The organism is Paenibacillus sp. RC84, assembly GCF_041260495.1.
Classification (GTDB): Bacteria; Bacillota; Bacilli; order Paenibacillales; family NBRC-103111; genus Paenibacillus_F.
The window spans coordinates 42274-58236 of record NZ_JBGBYL010000010.1 but is presented as its reverse complement, the minus strand read 5'-3'; the positions used below and the strand labels follow the sequence as shown (position 1 = coordinate 58236).

The following is a 15963-nucleotide window of genomic DNA, read 5'->3' as shown; positions in this document are numbered from 1 at the left end:
TTAGCCCGATAGAATATCAACGCCTTTACTTCATCAAACCGAAAGCGGAGCCGGATAGGCGGATGATCCGCGACGGCCCGTTACCAGGAGGAGACTCGACATGATCAAAGCCGTCATTATGGACTGGGCAGGCACGACTGTAGATTACGGCTGCTTTGCTCCCTTGAATGTTTTTATAGAAATATTCCGCCGCAAAGGCATAGAAATTACGCAGGAGGAAGCACGCGGACCGATGGGGCTCCTTAAATGGGATCACATCCGTGAGATTACGAAAATGCCTCGCGTGGCGGACCTCTGGGAACAAAAATTCGGCAGCCGCCCCGACGACCGCGACGTAGATACCTTGTATGCGGATTTCGAGCCGCTCCTGTTCGCTTCGCTGCGCAATCACTGCGAGCCGATCCCCGGCGCGTTGGAACTCATGGGAAGACTGCGCGAACGCGGGATCAAGATCGGGTCCACAACCGGTTATACCGAGGAAATGATGGACATCGTCGTCGAGGAAGCCGGCAAAAGAGGCTACCGTCCCGATGTGCTCGTGACGCCTACGGAGATGCCCGCGGGCCGTCCGTACCCCTGGATGATCTACGAGAACTGCATCCGTCTCGGCGTTTACCCGCTGCATCATGTCGTGAAAGTCGGAGATACCTTGAGCGACATCCGGGAAGGCCTGAACGCAGGCGTCTGGACGGTCGGGATTGTGCTCGGCAGCAGCGAGCTCGGGATGAGCGAAGCGGAGGTATCCGCCTGCCCGCCGGAAGAACTGAAGCGCAGATGCGAGGAAGTGCGCGAGAGATTTTATAAAGCCGGGGCCCACTATGTGATTGAATCCGTCGGCAGGCTGGATGCGGTGCTGGAATTGATTGAGGCGAGACTGAAAGCCGATGCGGTCGCCCCTGCAGGTACGGCTGTATCTGCGCCGGAAGGTGTACGGCATGCATAAGGGGGAAGCGGAAATGGTACAGACGGACACCATGTACTCGGCGATGCCGGACAACGAATACCTGCTGCTGACGCCGGGGCCGTTGACGACGACGAAGCGCGTCAAAGCGGCCATGCTGCGAGACTGGTGCACCTGGGACCGGGATTATAACGGACTGGTCCAGGATATACGCGCCCGCCTTGTCGCTTTGGGTGCAGGACGAGCGGAAGGCTACACCTGCGTGCTGATGCAGGGCAGCGGAACGTTCTGCGTGGAGTCCGTCATCGGCTCCGTTATCCCGCCAGGAGGCAAGCTGGCCGTGCTGACGAACGGGGCCTACGGTGACCGTATTGCCCAGATGGCGCGCGTACTCGGCATAGAGACGGCCGTTCTCGATTCGGGAGAGCTCAGCCCGGTCAGTCCCGGCGAGCTGGAGGAACTGCTTCGGCGGGATGAGGCGATTACCCACGTGGCGGTCGTTCATTCGGAAACGACGACGGGCATGCTGAATCCGATAGCCGAAGTAGGCGCCGCAGCCAAGAAATACGGCAAAACCTTTATCGTCGATGCCATGAGTTCGTTCGGCGGTATTGAAATGGATATGAGCGAGCTCAATATCGACTTCCTGATCAGCAGCGCCAACAAGTGCATTCAGGGCGTTCCGGGCTTCGGCTTTGTGCTGGCCCGCACGGAGGAACTGAAGCGCTGTGAAGGGCAGGCAAGGTCCCTGTCGCTGGATCTGTATGACCAGTGGAACACGATGGAACGGCAGTCGGGCAAGTGGAGATTTACATCTCCCACGCACGTGGTTAGAGCTTTTCACGAAGCGCTGAAAGAGCTGGAGGACGAGGGCGGCATCAAGACCCGCTGCGAACGTTACACCGAGAACCAGCGCACGCTGGCTGAAGGGATGGAAGCGATCGGGTTCCGGCCGCTGTTGGACCCGTCCGTGCAGTCTCCTTTTATCACTTCTTTTTACTATCCCGATTCGTCGGACTTCACGTTCCTTGCCTTTTACGAGGAATTGAAAAAGAACGGGTTCGTCATTTATCCCGGTAAAATATCCGCCGCCCAGACTTTCCGAATCGGATCGATCGGCGATATTCATCCGGCCGATATGCGGCGGCTTGTACGCACAATAGCGGACGTCACGGGAGGTGCTGCGGTAACGGCGCCTCCAGCCCGGAACTGAGACGGGAGAGCGTGGGATTTAAAGCGAACGGGACAAGCGGAATGATCACTTGCGGGGAGGATTCGTCATGAAAGTATTTTGTCTGGGCGGAGCGGGCCGGATTTGCAGGGAAGCGATCCTGGATCTTGTCCAGTATTCCGTATTCGAGCAAATTACGGTCGCCGATTTTAACGAAGAGGAAGGACGCAAGGTCGTGCGGGAGCTGAACGATCCGCGTGTGGAATTCATAAAAGTGAACGTTTATGACAAAGAAGCGACCGTCGCGCAGATGCGGGGCTACGATATCGTCATGGACGGTACGGCGATCACGCTTAACGGATTGTCTACGGCGTGCATAGCGGAAGCGGGCTGCCACGGCATCAACCTGAACGGCTTCGGGGACGAAGACGCTTCGGCGGCTCTGTTCGAGCGGTACGGCAAAACTTGCGTGCCCGGCTTCGGCATGACCCCGGGCGTCACCCAGATGATGGCGATGCACGCCGCTTCGCAGCTCGATACGGTGGATACCGTCCGCGTCAGCCACGGGTCTTACCGGCCGATCGCTTTTTCGAGGTCCATTACGGAAACGACGACCTATGAGTACGATCCGAACCTTCCGGGCCGCGTCGTATACGAAAACGGGCAGTTCATTCAGGTTCCGCCTTTTGCGCGTCCCCGTGAAATCCGGCTCCCCGAGCCTTACGGCACGTCGGTTCAATATATCATCCCGCATGCCGAAACAAAGACGCTGGCAAGGGCTCTGGCGAAGAAAGAAGTCCGTCTGATCGAAGTCCGCGGTACTTGGCCGCAGCCGAATATGAGACTCGTTCAGGCTCTCTATGAGTACGGGTTTATGCGCAACGACAAGATACGGGTCAACGGCGCGGAAATCGGCATCATGGACTGCATCAGCGAATATTTGTATCACACCCGCGAAGGCTCGGAGACGGAGCTGTACGGCTACGCGCTGCATATCGAAGTCACCGGCGTTAAAAACGGCGTGCCGATGCGGCTGACGCTTACGCATGCGCATCCGGCCTCCGACGGCTCCGTGCCGGGCTGGGAAGGACTTCGCGCCTACACCCGCAATGTGGGCATCCCGATGGCCATTGCGGCCGTCATGATCGCGGAAGGCCGGGTCAACGGCGCGGGCATCCTGACGCCGGAAGAAGCTTTCGAGCCGCAGGCGGTCTTCGCCGAGCTGGAGAAGCGGGGCATCCGCATTCATCAGGCCACGGAAGTGTTGATGGAACGGGAGCCGGTCCAGGCATGAGCGCAGCCATATCTTTCCACTCCGTTCTGCTCGGCTGCGCAGTTGATTTTGTACGAAGGCACAGAATAAAACACGAACGGCCGATCATCAAGCGGCTGACCGTATGGATTGATCCGTCCGGAACTTATCATGGGTGCCGTATCCATAAAAGGCTGTCGCCCTTCCGCAAGGTTGGGTATAATGAATCCGGAAACTATCACAGAACCGAAAGAACGGAGGCGGGCATGTGTCTCTAGTAGGGGAAGAACGCAAGGAACACATCCTCCACTTGCTCAATCTTCACAATAAAGTCCGGACACACGAACTGGTGGAGCATTTCGAAGTTTCCTCGGAAACGATCCGGCGCTATCTGGAGGAGCTGGAGCAGGAAAACAAGCTCAAGCGCGTGTACGGCGGGGCGGTCAAGTTTGACTTGATGAAGGAAGAACCTTCCCCCTTTAACCGGGAAGTCACGAAAGCGGAGGAGAAGAAGCGGATCGGCCGGGCGGCCGCCGCGATGGTCCGGGACAACGACGTGATCGTCATCGACGACGGAACGACGACCCTGCAGATGATCAATTATTTGGCGAATACGCGGAATTTGACCGTTCTGACGCCGTCGGTGCCTGCCTTGTCTCTGCTTATCGAATACAAGAACAAAGAAATGTTCTCCGGGGACATTTATTTTATCGGGGGCAAAATCAATGCGAAGCATTACCGTGCATCCGGCTCGGTAGCCGAGAGTATGATGGAATCCTTCTACGTGGACAAAGCGTTCGTGGCCGTCGACGGGCTTCATCCGCAAAGCGGGTTAACGAGCTACGATGCCGAGCGGGGGCTTCTCGTCCGGAAGTTTATGGAACATGCGGCCCAGACAGTCGCGCTGATGGATCATACGAAGAACGGCAAGACGCACTTCTACAAAATTTCGGATCTGAAAGAAATCCACGCGGTTATTTGCGATACGGAGCATCCACCCGAGTGGAACGGGGATTTCGAGGCGATAGACACGAAGTGGATTGTGGCGGAATAACCCGCCAGGACGGCGCGCAAATGTTAGGTGTCGCATGACGGTGGTCAACTACATGCAGGAATAAGGGAGGCTGGTTTCCGGCTGGCTTTACCTATTCTCAAGAAGGTCTTGTCCCAAAAAATGTTCGCACGGTAGGTCGGTATCTCCAATGGAAAACGAAAAGATCTCAAACCCACCGCAAGGTGGAGATGAGATCTTTTTTTATAGAAACATTTGATTGAAGTGGGGCGCGTAAAATCAAAATTGACTTTGTAACGGCCCCTTCGCCGCATTAATAGGGAAGCCAAGTGAGCTTGCTGGCGGGCTCGAATCGTTCATTGACATGATCCCAGTTGACGACTTTCCACCAGTCTTCGATGTATTTGGCTCTGTTGCTTTTATGTTTGAGGTAATAAGCGTGTTCCCACACGTCAAGCACCAGCAAAGGAATAACGTCCCATTGGGAAAGGTTCTGGTGTTTTTCCGCCTGCAAAATTTCAAGCCGGTGGCTGCGCGGGCTCCAAACCAGAATAGCCCATCCGCCGCCTTCCACTTTCTTGGCGGCTTCGGTGAACTGCTTCTTGAACCGGTCGAAGCTGCCGAACGATTTGTTGATTTCGGCGGCAATGGGACCGTAGGCTTTCCCGCCGCCGTTCGGTTTCATGATGTTCCAGAAAATCGTGTGCAGGTAATGGCCCGCGCCGTTGAAAGCCAGCTCCCGCTCCCAATGCTTGACGAGATCGAAGTCTCCGCTGTCGCGGGCTTTCGCCAGCATCTGCTCGGCCTTGTTGAGATCATCGACATAGGCTTTGTGATGCTTGTCGTGATGCTCGCGCATGGTCGCCTCGTCGATATGAGGCTCCAGAGCGTTGTAGGCGTACGGCAGGGGAGGAAGCTTGTGCCCGCCTATCGGCACGGGCTTGTAGGGCGACAGGGCCGGGACGGTCTGCCCCTGCCCCGAAGCGTGGGCCGGAGGCGGCGCTGCACCGCTCTGTGCCGCCATATCGCTTAGGGGCGGACGGTCGCCTTCCGTGCGCGTGTCCCAGGGGCCTTCCGGCCCGGCAGGTCCGATCCCCGCGCCGGGATAAGCGGACGGTCCCGGCGTGTAGCTCGCCGGAGGACCGGGCACCCCGACGCCGAAGCCGGGAGGCACACCCGTTCCGGGTGTGGGGCCCACGCTCTGCGGGACGGGAAAGCCCGGGCTGCCGGATGAGTAGCCCGGAGGGGGATACCCGGGGTATCCGACGGGATCGGGGCCGTCCGAATCGTGGCCGGGGACGGGCACGCTGTAGATCCCGTACTGTCCCGGACCGGTTCCGGGACCGGCTCCTCCGCCGGCCGTCCCCGGCGTGCTGACGCCTTCCAGCGAGCTGCCGGCTCCGCCGATGGAGGTACCGGGCAAGTCATGGCCGTCCGGGTTGTTCTCGGATCTGCCGAAGCCCGCCCCGGGCAAGATTACGCCGCCCGGCCCGTAATAGCCGGGTGCGCCCCATGCTCCGGGCGCCCCCCATGCTCCGGGAGCGCCGCCCGGACTCCCGGGCGCCCCGAAAGCGCCCGGACCGTCCCCGGCTTGGCCCGCGTAGCCGCCAAGGCCCGAATGAGCGCCCGGCGGCCATTGGCCCGGTACGCCGAAGCCCCAGCTCCCCGTACCGTAGGGGCTGCCCTTCTGGGCGGTTTCAAGGCCTTTGAGCGTGCCGAGGAAGTACTCCGACTCGCGGATAATATGCTCGATGACCGTTTTGACAACGGGATTCGAGCTGACGGGTTTGCTTTCTTTTTCTACAATCTGCAAAAACTCGATAAATTGAACCGACTGCTTGGTGGAGACATCGATCAACTGCCGCAGCTGCTGCTGAAGGAAGGGATCGGTGGGATTTTGAGTGCGGATCGCCCATTCTACCCATTGTACGGCTGCCGCCTCCGTCTTGGCGAAAACTTCCTCCCACTCCTTGAGCGCCTGCACATAGGCCGGCTCCAGCGCAGGGACCAGTTCGCGGATAACGACGGTATGCTCCTTCTCCTGGGTTTTCCAGAAACGGATTTCTTCTAAAATTCTAAGCGGCATCAAGCTGCCGTAGACCGAAAGCATCAGGACTAACCTCCCCGGAATCAACGTTATTCCTATCTTTATTCAAGGGAGGGATTGGCCTATTCTACTTACATTTCAACAAAACCCGATTCCGAAAGCTGGGGACGGGAGATTGTTTTCAGGAACCCGAAGGTGCGGGTGATGTATTCGTCGGGTTTCGCCGAGTAGATCAGTTCGTGTTTGCCGGTCGGAAGCACCCAGTAGTTGCTGAACACGTTGTGCTGATTTTTATAGACCTGTTCGGCAATTTCATGCGGGGCCCGTTCATCTTCATCGCCGTGAATGAAATAAATCGGCATCGGATATTCATGAGTAGTGACGGCCTGATACGGAATCTGATTCATGTTAACCCCGTTAAGAAGCGGGAAAAATACACGGACAAGAGGGAGCGAAGGGAATTTAGGAATATTTACATACTGTTTCATATTATGATAAAGCGTATCGGGATTGAGCAGGAACGTGCTGTCCAGAATCATGCCGTCGATATCTTTGGTCTGCAGGGCGGCCTGGAGGGCTGTGCCCGCTCCCATGGAGAAGCCCCATACATAGACGCGCTCGGAGCCTTTTTCTTTAATATAATTAACGGCCCCAAGAAGCTCTTTGGATTCCTGGATACCGGCCGTAACGATCCGGTCGTTTTCGGGATGGACGTAGCCGTAATCGAACATCAGCACATTGTATCCGCTGTCATGAAGCTTTTTGGCAAGAGAATAGATGGGGACCCAAAGTTCTTCGCGGTTGCCGCCGTACCCGTGCGAGAAAATGACCGTCTGGGAGGAAGCTTGTGCCGTCGGAATGTACCAGCCGCTAAGCGTGCTGCTGCCGTTCGAACTGGGAAACGTAACGTTCTGATAAGGCAGACCGACCGCTTTCGCAGGGTTCGAGCTTAACGGCGCAATGGTAGGCCGAGCCAGCGTCCAGGCGATAAAACCGTGGAAGCCGAGGATCAGACTGGAACAGAGCACGAAGAAGCAGAGAAGAGAAAGCAGGACAGCCTTCTTGCGTCGCGAAAACGATTTAACCGGAATATGATCCAGCGGTGCGGGTTGAAGGGGAGTCGAGTTAACGGGATGCATGCTCATATAGGTTCCCTCCTTTGGAGAATGGGTCTTTGTAGGAGAATTTAGTTAGTAGGAACCTGAATAATTAGAAGGTTTATAATTAACTAAATATTCTGAAAAGGACCTCGTGGTACTCTAATATTATGTCAACTTACACGCTTCGTCAATATGTGCAACACAATGTTAATTGTCTTGTAATCTCGCTGTAATACAAGGCTTTCGGGCGGTTTTTTCCTTTGCCTTTCGAGGGTTCATCAAGTATAATAAAAGAAACAGAGTTTCACTATGTGAAACAAAAATAGGCGGTGGTGAAACCCGATGGAGGAAGCAAAATCGACCGTCCGCGCCGTGGAACGGGCACTGGATGTACTCCTGTGTTATACCGACGCAACCGAACTGACGTTAACGGAGATTTCATCCAAAGTCTCTTTGCATAAAAGCACGGTTTACCGTCTCCTTGCGTCCCTGGAGGCGAAGGGATTCCTTGTGAGGGAGTCCGACGGAGACAAATACAGGCTCGGCTTCAGCATCTGGGAACTTGCCGCGCACATGTCCCAGAGCGACGACCCCGGCATGATCCTGCTGCCGGAGATGGAACGCTTGCGCGATCAGGTGAACGAGACGATCTCGCTGTACGTGCGAGACGGCCGGGAACGCGTACGCGTCCAGGCCGTGCAGAGCAACCACGCGATCCGGCGGGTCGCGCCGATCGGTGCGAGAATGCCCCTGTTCGTCGGGGCATCGAGCAAGATCCTTCTCGCCTTCGGCGAGGCGGAAGTGCAGGAACAGGCGATGCTGGAGGCCGAGCTTGCGGGCATCCTGCGGGAACCGTTCCTGCAGCAGCTTCACGAGACGCGGAAGGCGGGCTACGCCACCAGCGTCGAGGAGCGCGAACCGGGAGCGGCGGCGCTTGCCGCTCCGGTGTTTAACCGCGCGGGCAAGCTCGTGGCCGCGCTGGCGGTGTCGGGGCCGTCCAACCGGCTCACGCTGGAGGCCATGCTGGAGCAGGCTCCGGTCGTGATGGAGGCGGCCCGGCGAATGGGCACCATGCTGAGATAGCGCGGCATGGGGGTTGTGTGGACACAGGAAACAAGATGGCCGGAGAGGGACTGCGGGAGAAGCATCGGAGGGAATACCGGAGAACGGCCGGGACTACCGAAGAACAACCGGGAGACTACCGAAGAACAGCCGGCCAACCGACTGCCGGAGGCATTCTTCAGCCGGAAGATCCTGTCCGGGATCTGGAGCGGGTTAGGCCCGCGGCCGGCCTGCTGTTTCAAACCCTTCCGCGGAAGCGTATCAATAGATAAGGCCAGCTGAGCCCTTGCCAGCTGGCCTTCGCTTGCCCGTGCGGGAAAGGGGAGGGAAAGCATGCTCCCTTTCCGAGAGGCCGTTTTCCCCAATATTCGATTGAGGAAGGCGCGTAAAGGCATTTTTTTCCACCATGGGGGCAATACTAGATCGGAACATACGGAAGGGGACGGGTTGATGGAACAGCGCAAGTCGATGATTGCGATCTGGATCAGCCTGATTAGCAATGTCGTCCTAACGGGCATCAAGCTGGTCGTCGGCTGGTTGTTCGGCAGCCAGGTTCTGATTGCAGACGGAATACATAATGCCGGTGACGTGATTGCCACGGCAACGGCTTACAGCTCCATGCGGATTTCCAACCGCCCGGCCGACCACGATCATCCTTACGGGCACGGCAAAGCGGAGGTGCTCGGCTCGGGGGCCGTCGCGCTTCTGCTGGGCGCCGCGGCAATCTATATGGGGTATCATGCGGTTATGGCGCTTTTAGAGCCGCCGGGCGAAGCTCATGTCCTCGCTCTGGTCGCGGCGGTTATTTCCCTGGTCTGGAAGCAATGGCTCTACGTATATACGATGAGGCTGGGCAGGGCCGCGAACAGCAAAGGCCTTATTGCCACGGCTTACGATCATCTGGCTGACGTTTATGCTTCCATTGCCGCTTCTGCGGGGATCGCACTGGCCCTGGCTGGCGATTACCTTGATATTCCTTTCTTGGCCTACGGGGATCCGGCAGCCGGAATTATCGTCTCTTTCCTCGTCATCAAGCTCGCTTATACGATGGGGACGGAAGCGGTCAATATTCTAATGGAAACGAACGTCGAGGACGCCAAGCTGCAGCAGTATAAGGAGATCATTGAGTCGTTTCCCGATGTCAAACGCATCGACCGTCTGCGTGCCCGCGAACACGGCCATTACATACTTGTTGATGCGAGGATCGGTATTATGGGCACGTTAACGATTCAGCAGGGGCACGATATCGGGCGCAGCATCAAGGAAGCGATCCGGGCCAAGCATCCCGAAGTGGACGAGGTGCTTGTGCATCTAAATCCTTGGTACCCGGATGAGGAACATAACCCCGATGCCGGCCGGGATCACTCGTTCGAAAGCGGCAGCTAACCCGGTTAACGGAAAAAAGTAAAAAATAACGAAGACGGCATTCCTGCGGAAGGAAGGGCCGTCTTTTTCTATGCCATACAAAGCGGATCTGCGGATCTTATGAACGCCGCAGCCTGATTTTAAAATTTAAGTTTTGCACGGCCTTTTACTAAAATTTATAAGATCGCTGCGCCCTTAAAGGTTTAGAAGATGTCTGTATGCGGCGGCTTTTCTTTTATACACTGAAGTTAGATCAAAGCATAGAGGATCGAATTCGTGTTAAAGGGGATATGGGTATGGGTCTTGCCATGAAAACGGATTGCCAGATTTGCGGGCACACGCTTGACGCTCGGTCGGAAGCTTACATTTGCGTGCATGAATGCACATTCTGCAAAAATTGCACGGAAGAGAGAGGTCACATCTGCCCTAACTGTTCGGGAGAATTGGTGCGAAGACCGCGTACGCCGTTAACTGAGGCAGCAGCTTGTCCACTAGGCTAGGAAGAGCGAGAAAGAAGCGCGAGAGATAGTTCATGTCCTTGATTGTTAAGGACAGAAGAGGGTCTCAGGAAGCATAGAGTTGAGGGCATGCTCTAGAGTTGAGGGCATGCTCCTCTTTTTAGCGCCGTTCGAACTCAGAGGAGCGAGGACCGCAGCATTTCTAACGCAAAAAAGAGAGCCCGAGGGCTCTCTTTTTTTGTTTACTGGTTACTAAGCGTTGGTTTTTAGTACATCATTTGACGGAGTACGGTTTGCAGGATACCGCCGTTACGGTAGTAATCCACGTCCACCATGCTGTCCAAACGAACGATAGCTTTGAACTCGAACGACGTGCCGTCTTCACGGGTAGCCGTTACGGTTACTTGCTCGCCTGGCTGCACATCGTTGGACAAGCCGGAAATCTCGATCGTTTCGCGGCCGGTCAGACCAAGCGTTTTCCATCCTTGACCTTCGAGGAATTGAAGCGGAAGTACGCCCATACCTACCAGGTTGCTGCGGTGAATACGCTCGAAGCTCTCTGCGATAACGGCTTTGACACCCAGCAGAAGCGTACCTTTGGCCGCCCAGTCACGGGAGCTTCCGGTTCCGTACTCTTTACCCGCGATAACGACGAGGGAAGTGTTTTTATCCTGATAGTTCATCGAAGCATCGTAAATCGACATCACTTCGCCTGTCGGCAGGTAAGTCGTTACGCCGCCCTCGGTGCCCGGAGCCACTTGGTTACGGATGCGGATGTTCGCGAACGTACCGCGCATCATGACTTCGTGGTTACCACGGCGGGAACCGTAGGAGTTAAAGTCTTTTTTGTCCACGCCATGCTCGATCAGGTATTTGCCCGCAGGGCTGTCTACCTTGATGTTACCGGCAGGAGAGATGTGGTCCGTCGTAACGGAGTCGGCAAGAAGCGCAAGCGTTTTGGCGCCGCGGACGTCTTTGATGTCGTCCAGGGACTGGCCAAGGTTTTGGAAGAACGGAGGCTCTTGAATGTAAGTGGAGTTTTTGTCCCACTCGTACAGCTCGCCTTCCGGTACCGCGATTTGGTTCCAGCGCTCGTTGGCACGGAACACGTCTTTATATTTCTCGCGGAAAGCTTCGGCCGTAACGGCTGTTGCGACAGCTTCCTCGATTTCTTTGTTGGTCGGCCAGATGTCTTTCAGGTAGACAGGCTCGTTGTTCGTGCCGTAGCCGATCGGATCTTTCGTCAGGTCGATGTTCACGTTGCCTGCCAGCGCGTAAGCGACAACCAGCGGCGGGGAAGCGAGGTAGTTCGCTTTAACCTGCGCGTGAACGCGGCCTTCGAAGTTACGGTTACCGGACAGAACGGCAGCGACCGTCATGTCGTTGTCGGCAACGGCTTGGCTCACTTCGTCCGGAAGCGGACCGGAGTTACCGATACAAGTTGCGCAGCCGTATCCCGCTACGAAGAAGCCAAGATCTTCAAGCGGTTTAAGCAGGTTGGCTTTCTCCAGATAGTCGGTAACGACCAGGGAACCCGGAGTCAGGGAAGTTTTCACGTAAGCCGGCGTTTTCAGGCCGCGCTCGACGGCTTTCTTCGCGAGAAGGCCCGCACCGAGCATAACGTTCGGGTTGGATGTATTTGTACAGCTGGTAATCGCTGCAATTACAACGGCGCCCGTGCTCATTTTGGCTGTTCTGCCGTCCGCGTATTTCACTTCGACTTCTTCGGCGATTTTCTCGTCGGACAGGCCGTATCCGCCTTTGTCTACAGGCGTACGCAGGATGTCGTTGAAAGATTCTTTCATCGCCGTCAGCTCGACGCGGTCTTGAGGACGTTTAGGGCCTGCAAGGCTCGGTACAACGGTGGACAAGTCGATTTCGATTACATCGGAGTAGATCGGCTCTTCCGAGTCTTTCGTACGGAACATGCCTTGCGCTTTATAGTAAGCTTCAACGAGAGCGATCTGCTCTTCGCTGCGGCCTGTGTTTCTCAGGTATTCCAGCGTGCTGTTGTCAACCGGGAAGAAACCTACGGTTGCGCCGTACTCAGGAGCCATGTTGGCAACCGTCGCACGGTCGGACAGGACGAGGTCGTCAAGGCCGGGACCGAAGAACTCGACAAATTTACCGACAACGCCCTTCTTGCGAAGCGTTTGAGTGACAGTGAGGGCAAGGTCGGTCGCCGTTGCGCCTTCGGCAAGACGTCCGGTCAGTTTGAAGCCGATAACTTCAGGCGTTACGAAGTACAGCGGCTGTCCGAGCATACCGGCTTCGGCTTCGATACCGCCAACGCCCCAGCCTACGATACCGAGACCGTTGATCATGGTGGTGTGGGAGTCGGTACCTACCAGGGAGTCCGGATATACGGTCGTTTCACCGTCTACGGTTTTGGTAGCCGCAACGGAAGCGAGATACTCCAGGTTTACCTGGTGAACGATACCGGTCGCCGGAGGTACGGCACGGAAGTTATCGAATGCGGTTTGCGCCCAGCGCAGGAAGCGGTAGCGCTCTTCGTTACGCTCGAATTCAAGCTCCATGTTGGTTTCAAGCGCCATACCGTTACCGAAAGCGTCGACCATAACGGAGTGGTCGATTACGAGGTCAACCGGTACGAGCGGGTTAATGCGTTTAGGGTCTCCGCCTGCGCGTGCAACGGTGTCTCTCATTGCCGCGAGGTCAACTACGACCGGTACGCCGGTAAAGTCCTGCAGGACGATACGGGCAGGAATGAAAGGAATTTCTTTATTGTGGTCGGCGTTCTCGTCGCCCCAAGTTGCGATTTGCTTCACATGTTCGTCCGTGATGGCGCGGCCGTCGTATTGGCGGATCGCGGCTTCAAGCAGAACTTTAATGGAGAAAGGCAGTTTGGATATTCCGGCGAACTGCTGCTGAAGATCCTGCAGGCTGTAGTAGTGGTAAGATTTACCGGCTACCGTCAACTGCTTGCGTACGTTAAAAGCGTCTTTTTGCGGCATTGCAAAGCCTCCCTTATGATCTTTGAAATGGCGAATTGAAATTTGTCCGTGTCTTACGTTTGGTTGGTTGATGGTGTTTCATCTGATGAAACTCAATTTCATATTTCGCTATATCCTTAGTATACCGTGTTCCCCCTGCCGCGTAAAGAATAAAATGACTCATTTTTATTTGAAATTTTTCATATATTTAAGCGAATATCCACGCGTATTATCCATGCGTATAAGGCCGGTCCCCGCAACGGACTGTAGGCTCTTGGGAGGGAAAGGCATGTCCTGGAAAACAGCGCTGTACGATTATCTGCACGCACGCAATACGGCGGAAACGGAAGCGTCGGCCGGAGTGCTGGCAAACGTGGTGGAAGACGAACGGTTCAGCCGAGAAACCGACGCCCGGTATCACCGGCTGATCGAAAGCCGCAAAGAACGCGGAGTCAAGGCGCTGCGTGGAGAAATGCGGCTTAAGCTTCAGCATGTGAACGAACACGAGGAAGGCGTTACCGCGGATGTCGAGTGCCAGCGGCAGTTTTTTTACGAACAAGGGGGCAGGGAGCGGAAGGAATGCATCGTCATCCGGGAGCGGGTCGGTTTGATCCGTAAGGGATCGCGCTGGGTCATCGCGGAGATTTCGGCCCGGGAGAGTGAGCGGGAAAAAACGAGACAATCGTACTCCTGGCTGGCGGAGGAAGGAATTTACACGCCCGAAGGTGAAATCTCCTCGTCGCAGCCCTACCTGAATTATAGTATACTGAACCATGTCGGAACTTACCCCGAAACCCGGAAGAAGCTTTACGATCGCGGCAAAGCGGTCAAATATGCGGACACCTGGTGGAAACGGTACAATCCGGCTTTTATTGAATTTGAAGTGGACTGCACAAGCTACGTCTCCCAATGTCTCTTTGCAGGGGGGACACCGATGAACTATACTGGGAAAAGAGGCGCCGGCTGGTGGTACGCGGGCAAGCAGGGCAGCCGCGAGTTCTGGAGTTACAGCTGGGCGGTCGCCCAGGCTCTTCAGCTTTACGTGCCCGCTTCCCGCAGAGGGCTGAGCGGAACGCTCGTTTCCTCGGCCGCCGAACTAAGGCCGGGCGATTTTATCAGCTATGACTGGGACGGGGACGGACGTTTTCAGCACAATACGTTCGTGACCGCACTGGATGCGAGCGGCATGCCGCTCGTGAACGCGCATACCGTCAGCAGCAAGCACCGCTACTGGGATTATAAGGACTCGTACGCGTGGACGGATAAAACCCGGTACGCCTTTGTCCGTGTTTCGGATGAAATGGATGGATAAATAAAGATGATCGAAATCAGGCGGAGGGGAAACATGAGCCGGAAATTGCGGATAGGACTGATCTATGGCGGTAAATCCGGGGAGCATGAGGTATCTTTGCAAACCGCGCATGCCGTCATTGGAGCATTGGATGTATCGAAGTATGAAATTACTCCTTTCTATATTACGAAGCAAGGGGAATGGCGCCGGGGAGCGGCTCTGAACGGCCGGGTGGAACGCAAGGAACTGCTCGCTTTCGACGCTTCCGAGAGCGAAGCGGCGGGTGCGGCTCTGGCTCCTTTCTTCTCCGGCCTTACGAGCCAGGCGGGCGGGGTAATGGCCGAAGTGGCCGCTGCGGGTGAAGCCGCCCGGACGGAAGCCGTCGATGTCGTGCTGCCGCTGCTGCACGGCACCTTCGGAGAGGACGGCACCATCCAGGGGCTGCTTGAGATGGCGAACATTCCGTACGTGGGAGCGGGCGTGCTCGCCTCGGCCGTCGGAATGGACAAAGTCGCCATGAAGAAAATGTTCGCGCAGGAGGGGCTCCCGCAGTGCGTGTACCGGCACTTCACCCGCTCCCAGTGGGAGAAGGATCAGCCGTTCTTCCTGATGGAAACCGAAATTTCCATCGGCTATCCGTGCTTCATCAAACCGGCCAACCTGGGTTCGAGCGTGGGCATTTCCAAAGCCCGCAACCGGCAGGAGCTGATCGAAGCGGTGGAGTATGCCTTCCAGTTCGACCGGAAGGTGATTGTGGAAGAGTTCGTGGACGCGCGGGAGATTGAAGTCGCCATCCTCGGCAACGAAGAGCCGCTGGCCTCCGTTCCGGGCGAGATTGTATCTTCCAGCGAGTTTTACGACTACAAGGCCAAATACGTCGACGGCAAATCGACGATGGTCATTCCGGCGGATCTGCCGGAAGAAACCGCCGCGCAGATTCAGGAACTCGCCGTCCAGGCGTTCCAGTCCATCGACGGGTCGGGCCTGTCGCGGGTCGATTTCTTCCTGACCCGGACGGACGGCCGGATTTATATCAATGAGATCAACACCATGCCGGGCTTTACCCCGTTCAGCATGTATCCCCTTCTCTGGAAGGAAACCGGCAAACCTTACGCGGAGCTGCTGGACGATCTCATCCGGCTTGCGCTGGAACGCCACGCGGCCAAACAGCAAATCAAATATACGGTGGAGTAACGGCTTGGCCGGACACCGTTTTCGCATGCAGGGGAGCAGGCTGCCGTCTGCAGGTACAACCCCGCGGGCCCGGGTAAACCGGAGGCTGACGATGATGCCGGAGAGCGGCTTTCCCGCATGCGCTTTTAGCAACGACTACTATTTCGATCAGCCGGG

The 15963-nt window shown here is 56.4% G+C and carries 13 protein-coding genes; 10 read left to right on the top strand and 3 right to left on the bottom strand.

Translation table 11 applies throughout. From position 1 onward, the window contains the following. Nucleotides 1–100: 100 nt before the first annotated feature. The 4 genes from phnX (at nt 101) to ABH899_RS21765 (ending at nt 4378) form a co-directional block, all read left to right on the top strand. Entirely contained in the window at nt 101–943 is an 843-nt protein-coding gene (gene phnX / locus ABH899_RS21780) for a phosphonoacetaldehyde hydrolase (RefSeq protein WP_370000511.1), read from the top strand. A gap of 43 nt (nt 944–986) precedes the next feature. Continuing rightward, nucleotides 987–2114 carry a 2-aminoethylphosphonate--pyruvate transaminase gene (phnW, locus tag ABH899_RS21775; protein ID WP_370000870.1) on the top strand — a complete coding sequence of 376 codons (1128 nt, stop codon included), beginning with the start codon at nt 987–989 and terminating at the stop codon, nt 2112–2114. Nucleotides 2115–2181: 67 nt separating this feature from the next. Next, the gene (locus ABH899_RS21770) at nt 2182–3366 is read left to right on the top strand and encodes a saccharopine dehydrogenase family protein (RefSeq protein WP_370000509.1); all 1185 of its coding nucleotides are present in this window, start codon (nt 2182–2184) and stop codon (nt 3364–3366) included. Nucleotides 3367–3592: 226 nt separating this feature from the next. Further along, nucleotides 3593–4378, top strand: coding sequence for a DeoR/GlpR family DNA-binding transcription regulator (locus tag ABH899_RS21765; RefSeq protein ID WP_370000507.1), 786 nt, complete (start codon nt 3593–3595; stop codon nt 4376–4378). Nucleotides 4379–4649: 271 nt separating this feature from the next. Here the strand turns inward: ABH899_RS21765 and ABH899_RS21760 are convergent, their stop codons facing one another. After that, nucleotides 4650–6446, bottom strand: a complete 1797-nt coding sequence (locus ABH899_RS21760) for a Fe-Mn family superoxide dismutase (protein WP_370000505.1) — start codon at nt 6444–6446, stop codon at nt 4650–4652. A 68-nt stretch (nt 6447–6514) separates the two neighbouring features. Continuing rightward, nucleotides 6515–7528 (bottom strand): alpha/beta hydrolase, encoded by a 1014-nt coding sequence (locus tag ABH899_RS21755; RefSeq protein ID WP_009676903.1) that lies wholly within the window; start codon nt 7526–7528, stop codon nt 6515–6517. Between the two features lie 297 nt (nt 7529–7825). On the opposite strand from ABH899_RS21755, the gene ABH899_RS21750 reads away from it, so the two are divergent. From ABH899_RS21750 to ABH899_RS21735, 4 genes are all read left to right on the top strand, one after another. After that, nucleotides 7826–8566: an IclR family transcriptional regulator gene (locus ABH899_RS21750; protein ID WP_009676919.1), complete on the top strand. Its 741-nt coding sequence runs from the start codon at nt 7826–7828 to the stop codon at nt 8564–8566. Between the two features lie 17 nt (nt 8567–8583). Next, the gene (locus tag ABH899_RS21745) at nt 8584–8817 is read left to right on the top strand and encodes a hypothetical protein (RefSeq protein WP_370000502.1); all 234 of its coding nucleotides are present in this window, start codon (nt 8584–8586) and stop codon (nt 8815–8817) included. 178 nt (nt 8818–8995) lie between these two features. Beyond that, nucleotides 8996–9931, top strand: coding sequence for a cation diffusion facilitator family transporter (locus tag ABH899_RS21740; protein ID WP_370000500.1), 936 nt, complete (start codon nt 8996–8998; stop codon nt 9929–9931). Between the two features lie 275 nt (nt 9932–10206). Next, on the top strand, nt 10207–10410 hold the full coding sequence (locus ABH899_RS21735) for a DUF1272 domain-containing protein (protein ID WP_082211326.1): 204 nt from the start codon (nt 10207–10209) through the stop codon (nt 10408–10410). Nucleotides 10411–10634: 224 nt separating this feature from the next. On the opposite strand, the gene acnA is transcribed toward ABH899_RS21735, so the two are convergent. Then, nucleotides 10635–13343, bottom strand: coding sequence for an aconitate hydratase AcnA (gene acnA / locus ABH899_RS21730; protein WP_370000498.1), 2709 nt, complete (start codon nt 13341–13343; stop codon nt 10635–10637). Nucleotides 13344–13611: 268 nt separating this feature from the next. Here acnA and ABH899_RS21725 point away from each other — a divergent pair, with 268 nt between their 5' ends. Both ABH899_RS21725 and ABH899_RS21720 read left to right on the top strand, forming a co-directional pair. After that, complete coding sequence (locus tag ABH899_RS21725; protein WP_370000496.1) at nt 13612–14634, top strand: amidase domain-containing protein; 1023 nt, start codon at nt 13612–13614, stop codon at nt 14632–14634. 33 nt (nt 14635–14667) lie between these two features. After that, a complete protein-coding gene (locus ABH899_RS21720; protein WP_370000494.1) occupies nt 14668–15807 on the top strand; it encodes a D-alanine--D-alanine ligase in 1140 nt (379 codons plus the stop codon). The last annotated feature ends 156 nt before the right edge of the window (nt 15808–15963 follow it).

Coding starts and splice junctions, on each gene's coding strand:
- phnX (WP_370000511.1), top strand. CDS start 101: ATGATCAAAGCCGTCATTATGGACTGGGCAGGCACGACTGTAGATTAC.
- phnW (WP_370000870.1), top strand. CDS start 987: ATGCCGGACAACGAATACCTGCTGCTGACGCCGGGGCCGTTGACGACG.
- ABH899_RS21770 (WP_370000509.1), top strand. CDS start 2,182: ATGAAAGTATTTTGTCTGGGCGGAGCGGGCCGGATTTGCAGGGAAGCG.
- ABH899_RS21760 (WP_370000505.1), bottom strand. CDS start 6,446: ATGCTTTCGGTCTACGGCAGCTTGATGCCGCTTAGAATTTTAGAAGAA.
- ABH899_RS21755 (WP_009676903.1), bottom strand. CDS start 7,528: ATGAGCATGCATCCCGTTAACTCGACTCCCCTTCAACCCGCACCGCTG.
- ABH899_RS21750 (WP_009676919.1), top strand. CDS start 7,826: ATGGAGGAAGCAAAATCGACCGTCCGCGCCGTGGAACGGGCACTGGAT.
- ABH899_RS21740 (WP_370000500.1), top strand. CDS start 8,996: ATGGAACAGCGCAAGTCGATGATTGCGATCTGGATCAGCCTGATTAGC.
- ABH899_RS21735 (WP_082211326.1), top strand. CDS start 10,207: ATGGGTCTTGCCATGAAAACGGATTGCCAGATTTGCGGGCACACGCTT.
- acnA (WP_370000498.1), bottom strand. CDS start 13,343: ATGCCGCAAAAAGACGCTTTTAACGTACGCAAGCAGTTGACGGTAGCC.
- ABH899_RS21725 (WP_370000496.1), top strand. CDS start 13,612: ATGTCCTGGAAAACAGCGCTGTACGATTATCTGCACGCACGCAATACG.
- ABH899_RS21720 (WP_370000494.1), top strand. CDS start 14,668: ATGAGCCGGAAATTGCGGATAGGACTGATCTATGGCGGTAAATCCGGG.